Raw genomic sequence first — 20,160 nt, 5'->3', positions numbered from 1 at the left:
CGCGGCACTCGCGCCGCGGCCGGCCATGCACTATCTTCGGTGTGAACTGCAAGACATCTGCAGCCATCACAACACGAGGAGACCTGATGTTACGCACCCCCCGCCGCCTGGCCGCCGCGCTGGCCCTGCTCGCTGCCATCCCGGCCGCCATGGCCGAAGCGCCTGCCCGCCAGCAGATCTTTGCCGTACCCGGACTTGAAAAACCCGCCAGCGTGCTGGTCGACCGCTGGGGCGTGCCGCATATCTATGCCGGCACGCTCTACGACGCCTTTTATGCACAGGGCTTCATGGCCGCGCGCGACCGCCTGTGGCAGATCGACCTGTGGCGCAAGCGCGGGCTCGGCGAGATGGCCAAAGACTTCGGCCCGGCCTACGCCGAGGGCGACCGCATGGCGCGCGCGGTGCTGTTCCGCGGCGACATGTACCGCGAATGGCTGGCCTACGGCAGCGATGCCAAGCGCGTGGCCGAGGCCTTTGTCGCGGGGGTGAACGCCTACGTGGCGCTGACCGAGCAGAAGCCCGAGCTGCTGCCGCCCGAGTTCCGCAAGCTCGGCTACAAGCCGGCGCGCTGGCAGGCCGAAGACATCGTGCGCATCCGCCACCACGGCCTGACGCTGAACTTCACCGGCGAGATCGACCGCGCCCGCCTGTACTGCGAGGCCAAGACCCAGGCCGCGCGTGCCGACTGGCTGCGCCGCGAGCTCGACCCGCAGATCGAACCGAAGCTCAACCCCGGCATCGACCCCTGCACCGTGCCTGCGGCCGAGCTGCGCCGTGCCTACGAGCTGGCCACCGCCGCCGCGCGCTTCCCGAAGGAAGCCTGGGGCGACGCCCGGGCCGCCGGCATCCCGCTGGACCAGCTCTACGCCGTGGTCGATGCCAACAGCGATACCGGCCGCAGCCTGGGCTCGAACAACTGGGTCATCGGCGGCAAGCGCACCACCACGGGCCGGCCGATCCTGGCCAATGACCCGCACCGCTCGCATGGCGCACCCAGCCTGCGCTACATCAGCCACCTGAATGCGCCCGGGATGTCGGTGATCGGCGCCGGCGAGCCGTTCCTGCCGGGCATCTCGATCGGGCACAACGGCACCATTGCCTTTGGCCTGACGCGCTTCTACATGGACCAGGAAGACCTGTACGGCTACGAGCTGAACCCGGCCAACCCGCACGAGTACAAGTACAAGGGCCGCTGGGAGCCGATGGAGACCATCACCGAAGAGATCGCGGTGAAGGGCGAGCCCGCGCCGCGCAAAGTCACTCTCGACTTCACCCGCCACGGCCCGGTGCTGGCGTCGGGCTCCGGGCACGCCTGGGCGTTGCGCGCCGCGTGGCTGGACTACGGCATGGCGCCGTACTTCGGTTCCATGGACTACATGCGCGCGCGCAACTGGGACCAGTTCCGCGCCGCCATGAACCGCTGGGGGGCCCCCGGCGAGAACCAGGTCTATGCCGACACCGGCGGCAATATCGGCTGGATTCCGGGCGGGCTGACCGTCAAGCGCCCCAACTGGGACGGCCTGACGCCGGTGGCCGGCGACGGCCGCTATGAATGGAACGGCTACCGCAACATGGACGAACTGCCGTGGGCCTACAATCCCGCGCCGGGCTATATCGTCACCGCCAATGAAAACAACATCCCGCCCGAGCACCCCGCAGCGAAGCTGGGCGTGGGCTATGAATGGAGCGACAGCTCGCGCGCGCGCCGGCTCAAGGCCGTGGTCGGCGCCAATCCGCGCAGCTCGGTGCAGGATTCGATGGCGTGGCAGAACGACACCGTGTCGCTGCCGGCCCAGCGCGTGGTCGCACTGCTGCAGGACGTGCGCAGCGACGACCCGCAGCTCGCGCGCGGCCTGGAGCTGCTGCGCGGCTGGAACGGCAACGAACGCGCCGACAGTGCCGCCGCCGCGCTGTTCGAGGTCTGGTTCAGCAAGCACCTGCGCCAGGCCGTGGTGCGTGCCGCGCTGCCGCCCGAAGCCGCACGCCTGGTCGGCGCCGGCGATGCCGCGCGTGTGGTGGCGGTGCTGGAGCAGCCCGGGCCATGGATGCCGCTGGAGCGCCGCAATGCTGTGATGCTGGAATCGCTGAAGGGCGCCATGGCCGAGGTCGAAGCCAAGCTCGGCCCCGAGCCGCGCGCCTGGCAATGGGGCAAGCTCCACACCGCCGTGTTCATGCATCCGATGGACCCGATCCTGAGCGATGCCGAACGCCAGCAGTTCAACGTCAACGCGGGCCCGATCGGCGGCTCGGCCTTCACGCCGATGAACACCAGCTACCGCAATACGGATTTCCGGCTGACCGCCGGCGCGTCGTTCCGCATGGTGCTGGATGTCGGCAACTGGGATGCCTCGCGCGTGATCAACACGCCGGGGCAGTCCGGCAACCCGGCCAGCCCGCATTACCGCGACCTGGCGCCGCTGTGGGCCAAGGGGGAGTACTTCCCGCTGGTCTATACGCGCAAGGCGGTGGAGAAGGCCAGCCGGGAGCGGGTGGAGCTGGTGCCGCAGTGATGAGAGCCTGATCGACGCATTGCACCTTTAGCCGCTTGCCACAGCTGCCACCACCGGGCAAAGGCTCCCTCTCCCGCAAGCGGGAGAGGGGAGCAAACCGGCAGGAGCGTGAATCCGTAGGCCTTACTTCAACAACCTCAACACCGCCTCCGCCCCTGCCTCCGACGACGCCGGGTTCTGACCCGTCACCAGCCGCCCGGCCACCGCCACGTGGCTGGCCCAGTCTTCCCCGCGGGTAAACCGCCCGCCGCTGGCCTTGAGCACATCCTCCACCAGGAACGGCACCACCTCGGTCAACTGCACGGCATCTTCCTCGCTGTTGGTAAAGCCGGTGACTTCCTTGCCTTTCACCAGCGGCTGGCCATCCGCGCCCTTTACGTGCCGCAGCACCCCCGGCGCATGGCACACCGCACCCACCGGCTTGCCCAGCCGGTCGAACTGCTCGATCAGCGCGATCGAGCGCTTGTCTTCCGCCAGGTCCCACAGCGGACCATGGCCGCCGGGATAGAACACCGCGTCGAAGTCCTCGGCCCTGACCTGGTCCAGCGTCAGCGTGCTGGCCAGCGCCTGCTGCGCGGCGGCGTCGCCGCGGAAGCGGCGCGTGGCATCGGTCTGGGCGCCCGGATCGTCGCTCTTGGGATCGATGGGCGGCTGGCCACCCTTGGGCGAGGCCAGCGTGATGTCGGCGCCCGCGTCCAGGAAGACGTAGTAGGGCGCGGCGAATTCCTCCAGCCAGAAGCCGGTCTTCTTGCCCGTATTGCCGAGCTGGTCGTGCGAGGTCAGTACCATCAGGATCTTCATGTTCATGCTCCGGTTTGCGTCCACGGTCGGCCGGGGCAGCCCCGGCATTGGCAACATCGTACGCAGCTGGCTATGATTCGAAAACTTCGAATCTTCGATGTCTGCCATCCAGAAAATGAATATCGCCGGCAAGGACCTGAACCTGCTCTATGTCTTCCATGTGCTCTACCAGGAAGGCAACGCCTCGCGCGCGGCGGCGCGCATGGCGCTGAGCCAGCCGGCGCTCAGCCACAAGCTCAACCGGCTGCGCGACGAGCTGGGCGATCCGCTGTTCGTGCGCGCGCCGCGTGGCCTGACGCCGACCCCGCGCGCGCATGCGCTGGCGCCGCAGGTGCAGCGGCTGGTGGCGGAGCTGGACGCGTTCTACGACGCCTGCGATGGCCGCGATTTCCTCGCGCGCAGCGAAGCCATCCACATCTACACCACCGACTACATGGAGCAGCTGCTGCTGCCGGCGCTGTTGCCGCGGCTGCGCCGCGACGCGCCCGGCGTGGTGCTGGTCACGCACAATACGCGCGGCGAGCTGCCGCGCGAAGAACTGGAGAAGGGGACCTGCGACCTGGCGATCGCCGGCTTCTACGAGAACCTGCCCGACACCTTCCACCAGCAGCGGCTCTGCAGCGAGGATTTCGTGGTGCTGGCCTCGCGCGCCAATCCGCGCCTCGCGCAGGGGCTGGACCTGGACGCGTTCCTGGCGTGCGAACACCTGCTGACCACGCTGACCGGCGACCTCAACGGCGTGGTGGATCGTGCGCTGGCACGGCTGGGACACCGGCGCACGGTGGTGGCGGGTTTGTCGAGCTTCCTGGCGCCGAGCCGGCTGGTGCGCGGCTCGGCGCTGTTGCTGACCTGCCTGCGCTCGGTCGCGCAGGAAGCGGTGGCGCGCGATCCGGACCTGATGATGCTGCCGGTCCCGTTCGCGCTGCCCAAGGTCGACATGATGCAGATCTGGCACGCGCGCACCGATGCCGACCGGCTGCGGCGCTGGCTGCGCCAGCAGATCCAGGAGGTCGCCGGCGCCATCGGCGCGGGCGCGCCGGCCGGGCGCCGGCCGCGCGTCAGGCGCGGTTGACCACCGGCAGCAGCGCGCCCTGCACGGCGCGTGCCGCATCCGACGCCAGGAACAGGATCACGTCGGCCAGCGCATCCAGTCCGACCCAGCGCGAAGCGTCGGCGTCCGGCATGGCCTGGCGGTTCTCGGGCGTGTCGAGGATGCTGGGCAGCACCGCGTTGACGCGAATGCCCTGGTCACGCAACTCGGCCGACATCGATTCAGTGACCCGCGCCAGCGCGTCCTTGGAGGCGCAGTAGGCGCCCATCTGCGCCAGCCCGCGAGCCGCAGAATTGGCGCCCACGTTGACGATGGCGCCGCCGCCCGCGGCCAGCATGTGCGGCACCACTGCGCGCGCCATGTTCAGCACCGTGCCCACGTTCATGTCGAACAGCCGGTTCCAGTCGGCCGCGCTGGTCTCGTGGATACCCGTGCCCATGGCGAAGCCACCGGCCAGGTTGCACACTACGTCGATGCGCCCGCACGCCTGCACGGCCTCGCCGATGGCCTTGCCCAGGCTGTCCGCATCGAGCAGGTCGGCCTGCAATGCCAGGTGGCCGCTGCCGGCCTCCGGCAACGGGGCGGCATGGCGGTCCAGCATCACTACGCGCGCGTGCGCCTGCGCGAAGGCGTGCGCGACCGCGCGACCGAGGTTGCCGTTCGCGCCGGTGACCAGTACGTTCTTGCCGTGGAAGTTCATTTGCGTGCTCCTGCGCCGTGTCGGCGCGCATTGTCGTGATCAGGCTTCGCCGGGCCCTTTTTTAACTTCTCAACCATCGTGGCCGCCAGCGAAAAACGCAAGCCAGTCTACGCAACGGCACGCAACATATGCTTGCGAAAACGCCTCGGGGTAACCCTCGAAACGCACAGGAAGTTGCGCGCGCCCGCTACCGCTTGCGCCGGGCCGGCGCCGGCGCGGGCGCCGGCACAATGCCGGCAGCGGCCGCTTCCGTTGCCGCGGCGTCCTCGAGGAACTGCACCAGCAACTGCGCCGCGGGCGACAGCAGCGAGAAGTCGCGGCAGCAGATGGCAAAGCGCCGCCGCGCCCAGTCGTCGCGCAGCGGGATCACGCGCAGGCCAAAGGCCGTGGCGATCAGCGTTGCGATCTCGGCCGGGATGATGACGATGCCGAGCTGCGCGCGCACGCAGCGCAACGCGGCGTCGAAGGTCGACACCACGGCGCGATGCGCGATGCGCCGCCCCTGGATGGCGGCGTAGCGCGCCAGCATGATCTGCACCGCGGTCTGCGCCGGCATGGCGATCTGGTCGTAGTCCAGCGTGTCTTCGAACAGGCAGGTATCCGCCTGCGCCAGCGGATGCCCCGCGTAGACCACGGCGGCGAGGTGGTCGCTGCGGTAGGGGCGGGTCTGGAAGCCTTCCAGGTCGGCCGCGTCCCAGCAGATGCCCAGCGGCGCAGTGCCGTCGCGCAGTGCGCGGACCACTTCGCTGCTCAGGCTCTCCTCGATGGTCACGCGCACGTCGCGGTGCTCCGGCCGCTGCATAAAGGCGGCAATGTCATCCGGCAGCGACTCCGCCATGGTCGATACCGTGGCAAGCAGCCGCACCTGACCGCGCACGCCGGAGCCGTAGTCGACCATGTCGCGCGCGACGCGGTCGGCGGCTGCAAGCATGGCGCGCGCATGCCCCAGCACGATCTCCCCGGCGGGCGTGGGGATGACGCCGCGGCGGCGGCGTTCCAGCAGCGTGGCGCCGACGGTTTCCTCCAGCTGCGCCAGGCGCTTGCTGATGGCGGAAGCGACGATGTGTTCCTGCTCGCCGGCGCGCGCCATGTTGCGGGTCTCGCAGACGGCGACGAACAGGCGCAGGGTGGTGAGGTCCAGGTCTCGCATGGCGGGGGCGGCTTGCTTTCCTGATCGGAATGTTACGCGCTTCGGCCTGGCGGTGACATCGCCTTCGGGAAATCCGGGAGTCGAACGACGGCTGCCGTGTGGCTTTCCATTTCGGCATGGCTGGCTGCGTAAATCATCGCTTCAGCTTGCTGGCAGAAACCCATAGAGTTGTCCCGTCGCCCCCCGCAGGGACGCCTCCCCAGTCCCCGAAAACCATGACCCAGTCCTTCCCCAGCCAGGCCGTTATCCGCGAAGTCGGTCTGCGCGACGGCCTGCAAAGCCTCCGCACCATCCTGCCCACCGCCAGCAAGCTCGCATGGATCCGCGGCGCGCACGCCGCCGGCCTGCGCGAACTGGAGGTCGGTTCGTTCGTCCCCGCGCGCCTGTTGCCGCAACTGGCCGATACCGCCGAACTGGTCGCGTTCGCGCGCACGCTGCCGGGCCTGTTCACCTCGGTGCTGGTGCCCAACCTGCGCGGCGCGCAGGACGCGCTGGACAGTGGCGCCGACCTGATGATCGTGCCGCTGTCGGCCAGCCATGCGCACAGCCTTGCCAACCTGCGCAAGACGCCCGATGAAGTCGTTGCCGAAGTGGCGCGCATCCGCGCCGCGCGCGATGCCAGCGGCGCGAAGACGCTGATCGAAGGCGGCGTCGGCACCGCCTTCGGCTGCACGCTGCAGGGCCATGTCGATGCCGAGGAAGTCCTGCGGCTGATGCAGGCGCTGCTCGATGCCGGCGCAGACCGCGTCAGCCTGGCCGATACCGTCGGCTATGCCGATCCCGCAATGGTGCGCGAGCTGTTCGCGCGCGCCATCGCCATCGCCGGCGAGCGCTTCTGGTGCGGCCATTTCCACGACACGCGCGGGCTCGGGCTGGCCAATGTCTATGCCGCGCTCGAAGCCGGCGTCACTCGCTTCGACGCCTGCCTGGCCGGCATCGGCGGCTGCCCGCATGCACCCGGCGCCAGCGGCAACGTGGCCGCTGAAGACCTCGCCTACCTGCTCGGCAGCATGGGCATCGATACCGGCATCGACATCGGGCGCCTGCTGGCGCTGCGTGAAGACGTGGCCGGGTGGCTGCGCGACGAGACCCTGCACGGCACGCTGTGGCGCGCCGGCCTGCCCAAGACCTTCGCGGCGGAGCGCGCCGCGGCCACCGTTTGAGAAACCAACATGCCCCAAGACAGCAACAGCAACGCCCTGCCGCTCGCCGGCGTGCGCGTGGTCGAGTTCACGCACATGGTGATGGGCCCCACCTGCGGCATGATCCTGGCCGACCTCGGCGCCGAGGTCATCAAGGTCGAGCCGCCCGGCGGCGACAAGACGCGCAACCTGCCGGGCCTGGGCATCGGCTTCTTCCGCGCCTTCAACCGCAACAAGAAGAGCGTGGTGCTCGACATCACCACCGACGAAGGCCGCGCCGCCGCTGCCGAACTGGCGGGCCAGAGCGACATCCTGCTGGAGAATTTCCGTCCTGGCCTGATGCAAAAGCTGGGGCTGGATTACGCCACGCTGTCGCGCGACTACCCGCACTTGATCTACGTCTCGCACAAGGGCTTCCTGCCCGGCCCGTACGAGAACCGGCTGGCGCTCGATGAAGTGGTGCAGATGATGGGCGGCCTGTCGTACATGACCGGCCCGAGCGGCCGGCCGCTGCGCGCCGGCACCTCGGTCAACGACATCATGGGCGGCATGTTCGGCGCGATCGGCGTGCTGGCCGCGCTGCGCGAACGCGACCGCACCGGCAAGGGCCAGGAGATCCAGAGCGCGCTGTTCGAGAACTGCGTGTTCCTGGCGTCGCAGCACATGCAGCAATTCGCGATGACCGGCGAGCCGCCGCCGCCGATGCCGTCGCGCGTGTCGGCGTGGAGCGTGTATGACGTGTTCTCGCTGGCGCAGGACGAGCAGCTCTTTATCGGCGCGGTCAGCGACAAGCAGTTCGTCACGCTGTGCCACGTGCTGGAGCATCCGGAACTGATCGAGAAGCCGGAGTACGCGAGCAACACCGCGCGCGTCGCCGTGCGCCCGCAACTGCTGGAGGAACTGGGCGCGATCCTGCGCCACCATCGTTCCGCGGAACTCGCGCCGAAGCTCGAAGCGGCCGGCATTCCCTATGCGCCGATCGTGCGACCAGACCAGCTGCTCGACGATCCGCATTTGCTCGCCAGCGGCGGACTGGTGCCGATGCAGGCCGACGACGGCTCGACCACGCCCACCGTGCTGCTGCCGCTGCTAATGGGCGGCCGCCGCCCCGGCGTGCGCGGCCCGCTGCCCCGCGCCGGCGAGCACAACGAAGAGATCCTGGCGCGGCTGGGCAAAGACCGCCGCGCAAGCGCCTGAGGGGTATGCCGCGGCACAGCGGCACCATCGACGCCCTACGATAATGATACGGAGACAAAGCATGCAACGTCGCACCCTGCTCAATGCCGCGCTGGCACTTTCCGCCACGCTCGCGGCCACCCTCGCCGTCCCCGGCCTCGAAGCGCTGGCCCAGGGCGGATCGGGCAAGCCCGTGCGCCTGATCCTGCCGATCAGCGCCGGTTCCGGCGTCGACAACATTGCGCGCGCGGCCGGCCCGGCGCTGGGCAAGGCCTTCGGCCAGCCGGTGGTGATCGAGAACCTGCCAGGCGCCGGCGGCATCACCGGCGCCGCCGCGGTGGTCAAGGCGCAGCCCGACGGCAGCACGCTCGGGCTGGTGTCGAACAACCACGTAATCAACCCCAGCGTGTTCCGCACCATGCCGTTCGACGCGCTCCGGGACGTGACCCCGATCAGCGTGATCGGCTCCACGCCGCTGGTGCTGGTGGTCAATCCCAAAGTGCCGGCGAAGAACGTGAAGGAACTGGTGGCCCTGCTCAAGGCGAAGCCCGACAGCTACAACTACGCCTCGTCGGGCAACGGCACCATCATTCACCTGGCCGGCGAGATGTTCCTGGACGAGGCCGGCGTGACAGCACGCCATGTTCCGTACAAGGGCACCGGCCCGATGATCAACGACCTGCTGGCCGGACAGGTCGAAATGGGCGTGGTCGCGCTCAACGCGGTGGCGCCGCACCTGAAGGCGGGCACGCTGCGCGCGATCGGCCTGTGCGGCGACAAGCGCAGCGCCGCCGCGCCGGAGATCCCCACCATCGCCGAACAGGGTTTGCCGCGCTACAACGTGGCGGGGTGGTTCGCTGTCATCGGCCCGGCCGGCATGCCGGCAACGGAAGTCCAGCGCGTGCACGATGCCTTTGCCAGGGCCTTCACGTCGCCCGAAGTGCTGGAGGCGATGAAGAAGCAAGGCACGGTGGTCGAGCCCGGCACGCCAGAGGCGGCCGCCGCGTTCTTCCGCAGCGAAGCCGCGCGCTACGCCGCGCTGGTGAAGAAGGCCAACGTCAAGGCGGAATAGCGGTCCTGCAGGCTGCGCGCCAGGCGCCTAAAATGGCCAGCAGCCTCCGTGGCGATGCCTTGCAGGAGCTATGACCATGACCGACAAGCCCGTCAGGATTCCCGGACCCGACCATCCCGTCACCATCACGCCCACCGCCGGCAGGGTGGTGGTCAAGGTGGCCGGCATCACCATTGCCGACAGCGACGCTGCGCTGACGCTGCAGGAAGCCGCCTATCCGCCGGTACAGTACCTTCCGCGCGCGCATGTCGACATGGCGCGGCTCGAGCGCAGCGCGCACGCCACCTATTGTCCGTACAAGGGCGACTGCAGCTACTTCTCCATTCCGGCCGGCGGCGAGCGCGGGCGCAATGCGGTCTGGAGCTATGAGGCACCGTATGCCGCCGTTGCCGCCATCGGCGCGTACCTGGCGTTCTATCCGGACCGTGTCGACAGCATCGAAATCATCGGGCCCTAGGTTTCGAACGCGGCATCGATCATCGCCGCGGCCAGGCCGATCACCAGTGCAATGGCCGAGGCGATAAAGCAGCGCACCGTCTTGCGATACTCCGGCACCGCATCGTCCTCGACGCGCAGCGCGCGGAACAGCGCCACAATCTGCAGCACCACCGCGGCCAGCAGCGCCACCGCCGCCACCACCGAGCGCCAGTCCCACTCGCCCGGGCTTTCGAAGCCCCAGAAGCGCCAGAACCCCAGCGAAAAGCCCAGCAGCACGGTGATGGCGGTGATGATGCCCTGGCGATAGCCGGTGGGCACCACTTGCGGCGTTGGCGCCGCCGCGGGAACCGCGGCGGGAGGGGCAGGCGGGGCGGCAGGCTTGCCAGCATCCATGGCACGTCTCCGGTTGGCGATGGTCTGGATGCAGTCTAGTCCCGATCAGCCCTTGCTGAAGATGCTGTAGAAGTCCGGCGCACCGCTGTCGGGAACGCTCAGGTCAAGCGAGCCTTCGATGTGTTCCAGGTGTTCCGCCATCAGCGCGCTGGCGCGCGCGGCATCGCGCTGCTCGATGGCGTCGATCAGCTGCCGGTGCTCGTGCTCGGCGCAGGCGGGGGCGCCGGGGCGGTCGTACAGCGTAATGATCAGGCAGGTCAGCGACACCATCTCGCGGATCAGCTTTTCGAGGATGGCATTGCCGGCCATCTCTGCCAGCAGGATATGGAACTCGCCGGACAGGCGGATCATTGCCGCGCGGTCGCCGCGGGCGCGCGCGTTGTCTTCCTCCATGGCATGCCGGCGCAGGCTGCGTACCTTGGCGGGCGTGGCGCGTTGCGCGAGTTCGGCGGCCAGCGCGGGTTCGACCACGCGGCGCGCCTGGAACACTTCGCGCGCTTCCTCAACGCTCGGGCTGGAGACAAAGGCGCCGCGGTTGGGCACCAGCGTGACCAGCTTCTCGTGCGCCAGGCGCGCGAACACCTGGCGGATCCGTGCCCGGCTGGCGCCGGTCACTTCGCACAGCCGCTCCTCGACCAGCTTGGTGCCCGCCAGCAGGCGGTGCTCCATGATGGCGTAGAGCAGGCTCAGGTAGATCGCCTCGGTGGCGGACGCCTCGCTGGCGGCGCCCTCCTGGCCCGACTCGTCGTCCGGGGCGGCCTTCTGCATGGTTTTCGGGGGCGCCTTGGGCGCGGCACGGCGCGGGGCTTTGGCGGCGGCGCCGGGCGCCGCCTTTTTCGATGTGGTTGCCATATCTGGGTACGGACATTCAGCCTGTCGCCCGAACTGGCGACGAAACACGGCTATATCGTACACAACTATGGCGACAGCGAGGCCACGGGTCAGGCCAGGGCGGATTCCTGGCAGGTCGGGCGCGCCCCGGCGGCGGCGCCGGCGACGTCGAACGGATGCACATGCGCCCAGTGCCGGGCGATGTCGACACGGCGGCAGATCCACACCTTGTCGTGTCCCTGCACATAGTCGAGAAAGCGCTGCAGCGCGCGGAAGCGGCCCGGGCGCCCGAGCAGGCGGCAGTGCATGCCGACCGACAGCATCTTGGGGCTGTCCTGACCGCTCGGGTCGCCTTCTTCATACAGCACGTCGAACGCATCCTTCAGGTACTGGAAGAACTGCTCGCCGGTGTTGAAGCCCTGCGGCGTGGCGAAGCGCATGTCGTTCGAGTCCAGCGTGTACGGCACCACCAGGTGCGGCTTCTTCTCGCCACCGGTGACTTCCACTTCGGTCCAGAAGGGCAGGTCGTCGCCGTAGTAGTCCGAGTCGTACAGGAAGCCGCCGTGCTCGACCACCAGGCGGCGCGTGTTGGGGCTGTCGCGGCCGGTGTACCAGCCCAGCGGCAGCTCGCCGGTCAGGTCCTTGATGATCTGCATGCCGATGCGCATGTGCTCGCGCTCGGTGGCTTCGTCGATGTTCTGGTAGTGGATCCAGCGCCAGCCGTGGCAGGCGATCTCGTGGCCCAGCTCGACGAAGGCGCGCGTCAGTTCCGGATGGCGCTGCAGCGCCATCGACACGCCGAAGATGGTCAGCGGCAGGCCGCGCTTCTCGAACTCGCGCAGGATGCGCCAGACGCCGGCGCGCGAGCCGTATTCGTAGATGCCCTCCATGCTCATGTGGCGGTCGGGGTAGGCCGCCGCGCCGACGATCTCGGAGAGGAACTGCTCGGAGGCGGCGTCGCCGTGCAGCACGCAGTTTTCGCCGCCTTCTTCGTAGTTGAGGACGAACTGCAGCGCGACGCGCGCGCCGCCGGGCCAGCGTGCGTGCGGCGGGCGGGCGCCGTAACCGATCAGGTCGCGGGGATAGCGGGACTGGAACATTTGCTTGCGTGATGGAATGGGTTTGCAGGCGTCCACAGTCGTTCCCGCGAAGGCGGGAACCCAGTGACTTCAAACGACGCTGGATTCCCGCCTTCGCGGGAATGACGGTTGGTCCTTGAAAGCTAATCAGGAAAACACTGAATCACCGGAATCAGTTCAGGGCATAGGGAGCCAGCATGCCGGCATAGGCCTTGGGCAGCGGCCGCGCCCAGTCGCCGCGCTTGCTGGTACCCAGGCGCACCGAGACCATCGCCTCGGCCAGCTTGACCGCGCACGACACGCCGTCGATCACCGGCGCGCCGATGGCGTCGGCGATCTCGTCGCACAGGTCGGTCATGCCGGCGCAGCCGAGCACGATGCATTCGCTGCGGTCTTCCACCAGCGCGCGGCGGCAGGCCTCGGTAATGATGCGGCGCGCGTCCGAGCCGGGGCGCTCCAGCTCCAGCACTGGCAGGTCGCAGGCACGCACGTTATTGCAGAAGCGCTTCATGCCGTAGCGCTCGGCCAGGTGCCAGGCGATATTGCAGGTGCGCGCCAGCGTGGTGACCACGCTGAAGCTGCTGCCGACCACGCTGGCCATGTGCATGGCGGCCTCCGCGATGCCGATCACCGGCCCGCGCGCCACTTCGCGCGCGGCGTACAGCCCGGGGTCGCCGAAGCAGGCGATGACGTAGCCGTCCACGCCTTCTTGTTCGCCGGCCAGGATCTCGTCTAGGATGCCCGGCACCGACAGGGCCTCGTCGTAGTGGCTTTCGATCGAAGCCGGGCCCATGCGCGGGCTGACCGCGCTGATGCGCGTGCCGGGCGCGGCCACGGCGGCGGCGCACTGCCCGATCTTGTCGGTCATGCTCTGGGTGGTATTGGGGTTGATGATCTTCAGCTTCATGGATGCGGCTCGGTTCGGTGCGATCGAATTGGTGCGGTGGACATGGCGGGGCATTCAGGCCTGGCTCGCGGCGCGTGTGCCGACGTGCCCCGGCATCATGCGCGGCGCCAGCTGGCGGTACAGCACCAGCGCGATGCCCATGCCGATGAACCAGCTGTAGTTGGCCGCCGCCTGCCAGGCCGGCACCACCACGCACAGGATCGGGATGATGGCCGAGGGAATCATGGTGGCCACCGCTGCCGGGTTGAAGCCATTGCGGTACCAGTAGCGGCCGCGCGGGTTCAGCGTGTACAAGTCGTCGACCTCGACGTGCTGGCGCCGCACCAGGTAGTAGTCGGCGATCAGGATGCCGAACAGCGGACCGATGAAGGCACCGAGCACATCCAGCGTGTAGTGGATCACCGCCGGGTTGTTGTACAGGTTCCAGGGCGTGATGAAGATGGACGCCACCGCGGCGATCATGCCGCCGGTACGCCAGCTGATGTGCTTGGGCGACACGTTGGAGAAGTCGAACGCCGGCGAGACGAAGTTGGCGACGATGTTGATGCCGATGGTCGCGGTCATGAAGGTGAACGCGCCCAGCAGCATGGCGAAGGTGCTGTCGATATGGCTGACGGTTTCCACCGGGTCGGTGATCAGCTTGCCGAACACCGGCAGCGTGGCCGAGGTGGTGATCACCGTCAGCAGCGAGAAGCCCAGGAAGTTGACCGGCAGGCCCCAGAAGTTGCCGCGCTTGACCGACTTGAAGTCCTTGGCGTAGCGCGAGAAGTCACCGAAATTCAGCATCGGGCCGGAGAAGTACGACACCACCAGCGCGATCGCGCTCAGCATGACGGGCACCGCTTCCCAGCCGGTGTACTTGACGAAGCTCAGCGTGAAGTTGACGTTCTCCCATCCGGCCTTGTTCACCAGCCAGATCGCCAGCGCGATCATCACCACGTACACCGCCGGGCCGGCCCAGTCGATGAACTTGCGGATGGTCTCCATGCCGGTCCAGAACACCAGCGCCTGCAGCACCCACAGCACCATGAACGACGCCCAGCCCAGCGTGGACAGCCCGGCGAAGCCATGCAGCTTGAGGTCCGCGTACGGCGCCAGCGTCGGGAAGAAATGCAGCGCCAGCACGAGGAAGGCGCTCGATGCCAGGTAGGTCTGGATACCGTACCACGCCACCGCGATCAGCCCGCGAATGATGGCCGGGATATTGGCGCCGAGCACGCCGAACGAGGCCCGGCAGATCACCGGATAAGGCGTGCCGGTCACCTGGCTGGGCTTGGCCACGAGGTTGCAGAAATACTGCACGATGACGATCCCCACCAGCAGCGACACCAGCACCTGCCAGCTGGTCAGCCCCAGCGCGAACAGGCTGCCCGCGGTGATATAGCCGCCCACGCTGTGCACGTCGGACATCCAGAACGCAAAGATGTTGTAGGTGCCCCAGGTCTGCTTGCGCAACGGGGCCAGGTCCTCGTTGGTCAGGCGTTCGTCATAGCTGGGCTTGATCAGGGCATTGCCGTGTGCGGCATGCCCGCCCTGCGCCTGCGCTGCGTCGGCGGGTGTTGCGGTGGTTTGCATCATCTGAGTCTCCTGGCAGATGTGTGTCTTGACGATAGGCGACGCGCGGCCCTTCGGGGCTCTGTACGGCGCGCCCAGGGGAGGGTGTTTATGTGTCTACTAAATTGTCTACAAAATTGATTGAGTGTGTAGACGATGTTGTAGATCACGGATTTGTGATTGTCAACATTCGTTTTCCCTGAAGGTGGGGGGTGGGGGATGTGAGGGGGTGGGGATTGATGCGGTGGACTTCGTGGATGCTCCGGCCCTCTCCCCCGGCCCCTCTCCCGCAAGCGGGAGAGGGGAGCAAACAGGCGGAAGGGAAAAGTCCTTTGGGCTCGCCAGCGATAGCGCGTGCGAGCGCAGCGACGCACTCCGTGCCCGAGCAATAGACCTGAGATAGGGCGCGCGCGCAGCGCAGCCGAAGGCGTCCCACCGATAGCGCCAGCAGCAGGCTGCCTACACCCTGTTGGGATCGTTCAAAAGTGGGTGATCGCAGGCACCGCCCCTGACTCACATAGCGTAGCAGGGTCGAACAGGCAACCACGCCCAAACGGAAATCACCACCGCCCGACCCACCAACGCCGTCAAATTGATTGCCAGCCGCACAGGCGACGCGTTTCTTGCCTACTTCTTGGCGCTCGGCCAAGAAGATGGAATGAACGCGCCCCCGGCCTCTCCCGATCAAAGAGGCGCTGGTAGTTCAGTTGTGCTTCTGGGGAACGTGACAGGATAGGTGGGCCCTCCATCACGAAACGGCATCGATGTGCCAGAGTGGAAGTTCGCACAATCCACACAGGATGGAGGAACCCGAAATGAATACTACGACTTACGGTCTGGACATTGCAAAGGGTGTTTTCCAGCTCTATTGGGTTGAGCCTTCAGGCGAGTGTTTCAACCGTCGCTTTACGCGTAAGGCCCTGCTCAACTTCCTGGCCAAGCGCGCGCCTGGTCGTGTCGCACTGGAGGCTTGTGGCAGCGCACACTGGTGGGCACGCCAGCTCGCCGCACTTGGCCATAAGCCCGTGCTCTTGCATGCCGCCTTTGTACGTCCCTTTGTGCAGACCAACAAGACCGACGTGGCCGATGCCAAGGCCATCTGGACCGCCGTACATCAGCCCGGCATGCGCCAAGTCGCGCGCAAGACCGAAACACAGCAGGCCATCCTTGCCCTGCATGGATTCCGCGCCCTGCGCGTGAAGATGCGCACCATGTTGATCAACCAGTTGCGCGGCGTGCTGTTCGAGTTCGGCATTCACTTCCGTCGCGGACGCCGTGCCGGATTGGAAGAGATCAAGCAACATATGGCCGAACTCGAACAGCAGTTGCCGCGCGTGCTGTTCGATTCCGTGGCCGAGCAATTACAAGACATCGCACGCCTGGACGAGGAAATCGGGCAAATCGAAATCCGCTTGAACACCTGGCTCAAGGAAGATCACGATTGCCAGACCGTCGCTGCCATTCCCGGGATTGGCCCGCTCACCGCGACAGCGCTGGTGGCCACCATTGGCGACGTGCACGCCTTCCGCTCAGGCCGGCAACTGGCGGCATTCCTTGGCTTAGTGCCAAGACAGCGCGGTACCGGTGGCAAAGTGAATCTCGGGGGCATCAGCAAACGCGGCGACACCTATCTGCGCACCTTGCTGATTCACGGTGCGCGGATCGTGCTCAGTCACTTGCGTCGCAAGGGGCAAAGCCATTGGAGTACGGCGCTGGTCCAGCGCCGTCCGGCTAACGTCGTAGGCGTCGCCATGGCCAACAAGATGGCGCGCACGGCCTGGGCTCTGTTGGCCCACAACCGAACCTATGACCGCGACTATGTCTCGGTCAAGCTTGCCTAACGGCAGGCTGAGCTAGCAAGCAGGGAATCCGTTCACAGGTTGCGACGGTAAGTGGAGGTGATGGCAAAACAGGTTGGACCGCGGGAGCGGAAACCCGACGACCTACTGGTGCCACAACGAGCACGCCAAAAAGTGAGGGACGTTCCCGGCGAATACCATCAGGGCCCGCAGGCTTGGCCTGCTAAACAAGGCCGGATATAAGTCTGCAACCAACCGTTCGATGCCTCATGCTCAACTTGCCTTGCAAACCGGGGCGCGTTCATATAAGTAGGTCGCCGGCTGCGCCGGCGAAACAGCCACGCCAGCCAAGCACGACAACCCACCCAACCGCCCCACCCCAAGCACAACATGAACCAACAAAAAACCCGCTCCGAAGAGCGGGTCCTGTTGTGCGCATGCGGCAAAACTTCAATACGCAATCTTCGCCGTCAAACTGATACTCCGCGGGTCCGCCGGCTGGATGTAATTCTCGTACTGGAAGCCCCAGTACCGCTTGTTGGTCACGTTGTTCAGCGCGGCGCGCAGTGTCAGGTCCTTGCCCGCGAACCGAGTGCTGTAGCTGGCCCCGAGATTGAACACCGTATAGCCGCCGGCCTCGAGCGTATTCCCCGCATTAAGCTTGGTACTGCCGGTATATTTGCCATCGACGCCAACACGCAATCCCGGCACGAACGGCACGCGGTAGCTGACACGTCCGGCCATGATAAAGCCGGGCGCGCCGGCCACGCGGTTGCCGCTGTTGGCCACGCCGTTGTCGTAGTACGAATCGAGATACATTGCGCTAGCGCCGAACTCCCACTGCGAGCCCAGGCGATACACACCCGCCAGTTCCAACCCCTGGTAGATCGAGGTGCCATCCTGCTGGCGCGTCGGCACGCCGGCGCTGATGCTGTCGTACTCGGCGCCGCGCTCGATGCGGAAGGCGGCGGCGGTCGCGCTCCACGCAGCCTGGTCGGCCTTGACGCCGATTTCATACTGCTTGCTGCGGATCGGGCTCAGCAGCTGGCGGGCGTTGGTGTAGCCGTCCGGGACGATCGAGCCGGGCTCCAGCGCCTCGACGTAGCTGGCATAGACCGTGGCGGCGGGCACCGGCTTGAACATCAGCGCCAGCGTCGGCGTCACCACACCGCTCTTGCTGTAGCTGGAGGTGACCGGCACATAGCCGTTCTGCTCGAAGTTGGTCACGCGCAGGCCGGCCAGCATCGACCAGCGCTCGCTCAGCTGTACGGTGTCGCTGGCGAACACCGACTTCTGCGTGATGTCGCTGTTGCGGACCTTGTTGAAGGCGGTCGAGCTGTAATACGTGTTGGTGTTCGGCGCGAAGATATTGCCGGTGCCGATGACCCCAGCGAAGCCGTTGTTGTCATAGCGGTCGATCTGCTTCTGCCACGACAGGCCCGCCACCAGCTGGTGCCCGAACGGACCGGTGCGGAACTTGCCTTCGAGCATGGCCTGCCATTGCCCCACCTGCTGGTTCTGCGCGGTGTCGTAGCGCTGGTCGATGTAGTCGCCGGCCTGGTTCAGCAGGTTGTAGGTGCTTTCATTGCGGCTGCGGTTGACCTTGGTGAAGCTGTAGCTGGTGCTGACGGTCCAGTCCGGGTTGATCTGGTAGCGCAGGCCGGTGCTGTACAGCTGCAGGTTGGTGTTCAGGTGCTGGTCGGCGCCGGCGAAGTTGCGGATGCGCCCGGAGACCGCGCCCGGCAGCGCCGTATCGCCATAGCTCCACAGGCTGAACGAAGGCATCTGGCCGGTGGCGCGGCGGTCCTGGTAGATCGAATCGAAAGTCCAGGTCAGGTCCTTGGTCAGCCGCGCGTCCAGCCCCAGCGACACGCTGTCGCGCCGGATGTTGCGCGCGTTGTAGGGCGTGCCTTCCTCATGCGTCGCGTTCAGGCGGTAGCCGAACATATTGTCCGGGCCGGCACGGCCGCCCAGGTCGATGTGCTCGCTCCAGACATTGGCGGCACGGTAGCCCAGTTCAAACGACGCGGTGAAGGTGTCGGTCGGCTTCTTGGTGACATAGTTGACGATGCCGCCCGGCGTGGCAAAACCGTACATGAAGCCCGGCAGGCCCTTTAGCAGCTCGACCTGCTCCATGTGCTCGTAGGGCAGCGTGATGCCGTAGGCCACGAACGGCAGGCCGTTGATCTTGAAGCCGTTCTGCCAGTCGATCTGCAGGCCGCGCACGCTCAGGTAACTGGACCAGCTGTTGTAGCCGTTGCTGTTGTCGCTGACCGACGCGTCCATCGTGAACACATCGCCCAGCTTGGCCACCTGGCGCTCGGCCAGATCCTCGCCGGTGACGATGGTGGTGGAGTATGGCGTGTCCAGCTGCGTGCGCGAACCGAGCGCGCCGGTGCTGGCCTTTTTCTCAAGCTGCAGACCGGAATCGTCCACCGCCGACGCGCTCACGGTCACCGCCGGCAGCGACGCCGCATCGGCCGGCGCCGCCGCTTGCTGCGCCAGCGCGGCCGTCGCCGGAAAGCCGGCGAGCACGGCAAGTTGCGCCAGCACGGCGAGATGGCGGGGTTGGGGTGCGTGCGCACGCGCGGCGCGAAGGACTTGGCGGCTCATGATGGAACAGCAGGAAGACAGGCAGGCCTGGATGTGAATGTCAATACAAATGCGAATAATTCGCATTTAGGAAAAGACCGAATGATGCCCATGCGTGCGCCATGGCGTCAAGGCGGCAGGACGGCGTTCGTGGTGAAAGCAACGACGACGCGCCGGTCCGGGGTGCCCCTCCCGGTGCGTGGTTACTGCGCGCGTCATGCGCTTGGGTGAACCGGGTCGGGGCCCGGCCCGGACTGTCCCTCGGCCCAAAACCCGATACCGTATTGTTATCGCGGCCTGCGAAAAATGATGTTGGACTGCCCTGTTGGCGCTTTTTAAAGTTGCATGAACAGAGGCAATCGCCCTCTCGTTCCCCAACCTTCACGACATCGAGGAATCACATGGATCCGACGCCACAGGAAATGGAAGCCACCCGCATCGCTCGCTGGGGCAAGGTCAAGCCGTACGGCGAGACCTTCATCGAAAGCCGCCTGCCCGGGATGAAGAAGAACATCTACAAGATCATGAACCGCGGCGTGCTCGAGAACAAAGGCGTCGAGCCCGCGATCCCCGGCAACCACCGCTTCGGCGTGACCTTTATCGAGATCCCGGTCGGCCAGGGCGCCAGCCTGCACGCGCACAAGACTGAGGAAGTGTTCTGCCCGCTGAACGGCCAGATGGAAGTGATCTGGGGCGAAAAGGGCCAGTATTCGCTGATGCTGAACCAGTGGGACGTGATCTCCTGCCCGATCGGCGTGATGCGCGGCTTCCGCAACCCCAACGACCACGCGCTGGTGGTCTACTCTGTGGTGGGCGGCACCGACGAAGAATGCGGCCGCATCGCCTGGCACCCGGACGTGGTCAAGGCGGCCGAGTCCACCGGCCTGGTTTATGGCGACGATGGCTACATCAAGGAAAGCGGGGCGGAGCCGGCGCAGCCGCGTTCCGAAGGCTGACGACGTCCG

Annotated in this window: 17 protein-coding genes; 8 read left to right on the top strand and 9 right to left on the bottom strand. The window is 66.8% G+C overall.

The features are described 5' to 3' along the window. Positions 1-86 precede the first annotated feature (86 nt). Positions 87-2,510 (top strand): penicillin acylase family protein, encoded by a 2,424-nt coding sequence (locus tag RALTA_RS26230; protein ID WP_012357003.1) that lies wholly within the window; start codon positions 87-89, stop codon positions 2,508-2,510. A gap of 123 nt (positions 2,511-2,633) precedes the next feature. Here RALTA_RS26230 and RALTA_RS26225 read toward each other — a convergent pair whose 3' ends face one another. Continuing rightward, positions 2,634-3,311 (bottom strand): type 1 glutamine amidotransferase domain-containing protein, encoded by a 678-nt coding sequence (locus RALTA_RS26225; RefSeq protein WP_012357002.1) that lies wholly within the window; start codon positions 3,309-3,311, stop codon positions 2,634-2,636. Between the two features lie 97 nt (positions 3,312-3,408). Here RALTA_RS26225 and RALTA_RS26220 point away from each other — a divergent pair, with 97 nt between their 5' ends. Further along, complete coding sequence (locus tag RALTA_RS26220) at positions 3,409-4,383, top strand: LysR family transcriptional regulator (protein WP_012357001.1); 975 nt, start codon at positions 3,409-3,411, stop codon at positions 4,381-4,383. On the opposite strand, the gene RALTA_RS26215 is transcribed toward RALTA_RS26220, so the two are convergent. Together RALTA_RS26215 and RALTA_RS26210 are read right to left on the bottom strand one after the other, a co-directional pair. Continuing rightward, on the bottom strand, positions 4,370-5,062 hold the full coding sequence (locus tag RALTA_RS26215; protein WP_012357000.1) for an SDR family NAD(P)-dependent oxidoreductase: 693 nt from the start codon (positions 5,060-5,062) through the stop codon (positions 4,370-4,372). The genes RALTA_RS26220 and RALTA_RS26215 overlap by 14 nt on opposite strands. Before the next feature lie 187 nt (positions 5,063-5,249). Continuing rightward, a complete protein-coding gene (locus RALTA_RS26210; protein ID WP_012356999.1) occupies positions 5,250-6,212 on the bottom strand; it encodes a LysR family transcriptional regulator in 963 nt (320 codons plus the stop codon). Between the two features lie 215 nt (positions 6,213-6,427). Here RALTA_RS26210 and RALTA_RS26205 point away from each other — a divergent pair, with 215 nt between their 5' ends. The 4 genes from RALTA_RS26205 to RALTA_RS26190 all read left to right on the top strand — a co-directional run bounded on the left by RALTA_RS26205 (position 6,428) and on the right by RALTA_RS26190 (position 10,059). Then, on the top strand, positions 6,428-7,375 hold the full coding sequence (locus RALTA_RS26205; protein WP_012356998.1) for a hydroxymethylglutaryl-CoA lyase: 948 nt from the start codon (positions 6,428-6,430) through the stop codon (positions 7,373-7,375). 9 nt (positions 7,376-7,384) lie between these two features. After that, positions 7,385-8,551, top strand: coding sequence for a CaiB/BaiF CoA transferase family protein (locus RALTA_RS26200; protein ID WP_012356997.1), 1,167 nt, complete (start codon positions 7,385-7,387; stop codon positions 8,549-8,551). 61 nt (positions 8,552-8,612) lie between these two features. Beyond that, entirely contained in the window at positions 8,613-9,602 is a 990-nt protein-coding gene (locus RALTA_RS26195; RefSeq protein WP_041232662.1) for a tripartite tricarboxylate transporter substrate binding protein, read from the top strand. Positions 9,603-9,678: 76 nt separating this feature from the next. Further along, positions 9,679-10,059, top strand: coding sequence for a DUF427 domain-containing protein (locus tag RALTA_RS26190; protein ID WP_041232855.1), 381 nt, complete (start codon positions 9,679-9,681; stop codon positions 10,057-10,059). Here RALTA_RS26190 and RALTA_RS26185 read toward each other — a convergent pair. From RALTA_RS26185 to RALTA_RS26165, 5 genes are all read right to left on the bottom strand, one after another. Next, the gene (locus RALTA_RS26185; RefSeq protein WP_012356994.1) at positions 10,056-10,433 is read right to left on the bottom strand and encodes a hypothetical protein; all 378 of its coding nucleotides are present in this window, start codon (positions 10,431-10,433) and stop codon (positions 10,056-10,058) included. The genes RALTA_RS26190 and RALTA_RS26185 overlap by 4 nt on opposite strands. 45 nt (positions 10,434-10,478) lie before the next feature. Beyond that, the gene (locus RALTA_RS26180) at positions 10,479-11,285 is read right to left on the bottom strand and encodes a GntR family transcriptional regulator (RefSeq protein WP_025584086.1); all 807 of its coding nucleotides are present in this window, start codon (positions 11,283-11,285) and stop codon (positions 10,479-10,481) included. Between the two features lie 89 nt (positions 11,286-11,374). Then, complete coding sequence (gene puuE, locus RALTA_RS26175; protein ID WP_012356992.1) at positions 11,375-12,364, bottom strand: allantoinase PuuE; 990 nt, start codon at positions 12,362-12,364, stop codon at positions 11,375-11,377. Between the two features lie 151 nt (positions 12,365-12,515). Continuing rightward, on the bottom strand, positions 12,516-13,250 hold the full coding sequence (locus RALTA_RS26170; RefSeq protein ID WP_012356991.1) for an aspartate/glutamate racemase family protein: 735 nt from the start codon (positions 13,248-13,250) through the stop codon (positions 12,516-12,518). A gap of 54 nt (positions 13,251-13,304) precedes the next feature. Further along, positions 13,305-14,828, bottom strand: coding sequence for an NCS1 family nucleobase:cation symporter-1 (locus RALTA_RS26165; protein WP_012356990.1), 1,524 nt, complete (start codon positions 14,826-14,828; stop codon positions 13,305-13,307). A 791-nt stretch (positions 14,829-15,619) separates the two neighbouring features. On the opposite strand from RALTA_RS26165, the gene RALTA_RS26160 reads away from it, so the two are divergent. After that, on the top strand, positions 15,620-16,645 hold the full coding sequence (locus RALTA_RS26160; RefSeq protein ID WP_012355561.1) for an IS110-like element ISRta4 family transposase: 1,026 nt from the start codon (positions 15,620-15,622) through the stop codon (positions 16,643-16,645). A gap of 408 nt (positions 16,646-17,053) precedes the next feature. On the opposite strand, the gene RALTA_RS26155 is transcribed toward RALTA_RS26160, so the two are convergent. Continuing rightward, positions 17,054-19,216 carry a TonB-dependent siderophore receptor gene (locus tag RALTA_RS26155; protein WP_012356989.1) on the bottom strand — a complete coding sequence of 721 codons (2,163 nt, stop codon included), beginning with the start codon at positions 19,214-19,216 and terminating at the stop codon, positions 17,054-17,056. A gap of 380 nt (positions 19,217-19,596) precedes the next feature. On the opposite strand from RALTA_RS26155, the gene RALTA_RS26150 reads away from it, so the two are divergent. Continuing rightward, a complete protein-coding gene (locus tag RALTA_RS26150; RefSeq protein ID WP_012356988.1) occupies positions 19,597-20,151 on the top strand; it encodes a cupin domain-containing protein in 555 nt (184 codons plus the stop codon). The last annotated feature ends 9 nt before the right edge of the window (positions 20,152-20,160 follow it).

The sequence above is a fragment of the Cupriavidus taiwanensis LMG 19424 genome (assembly GCF_000069785.1).
Lineage (GTDB): Bacteria > Pseudomonadota > Gammaproteobacteria > Burkholderiales > Burkholderiaceae > Cupriavidus > Cupriavidus taiwanensis.
The sequence above is the reverse complement of the archived record's forward strand: the minus strand, read 5'-3'. Positions and strand labels throughout refer to the sequence as shown.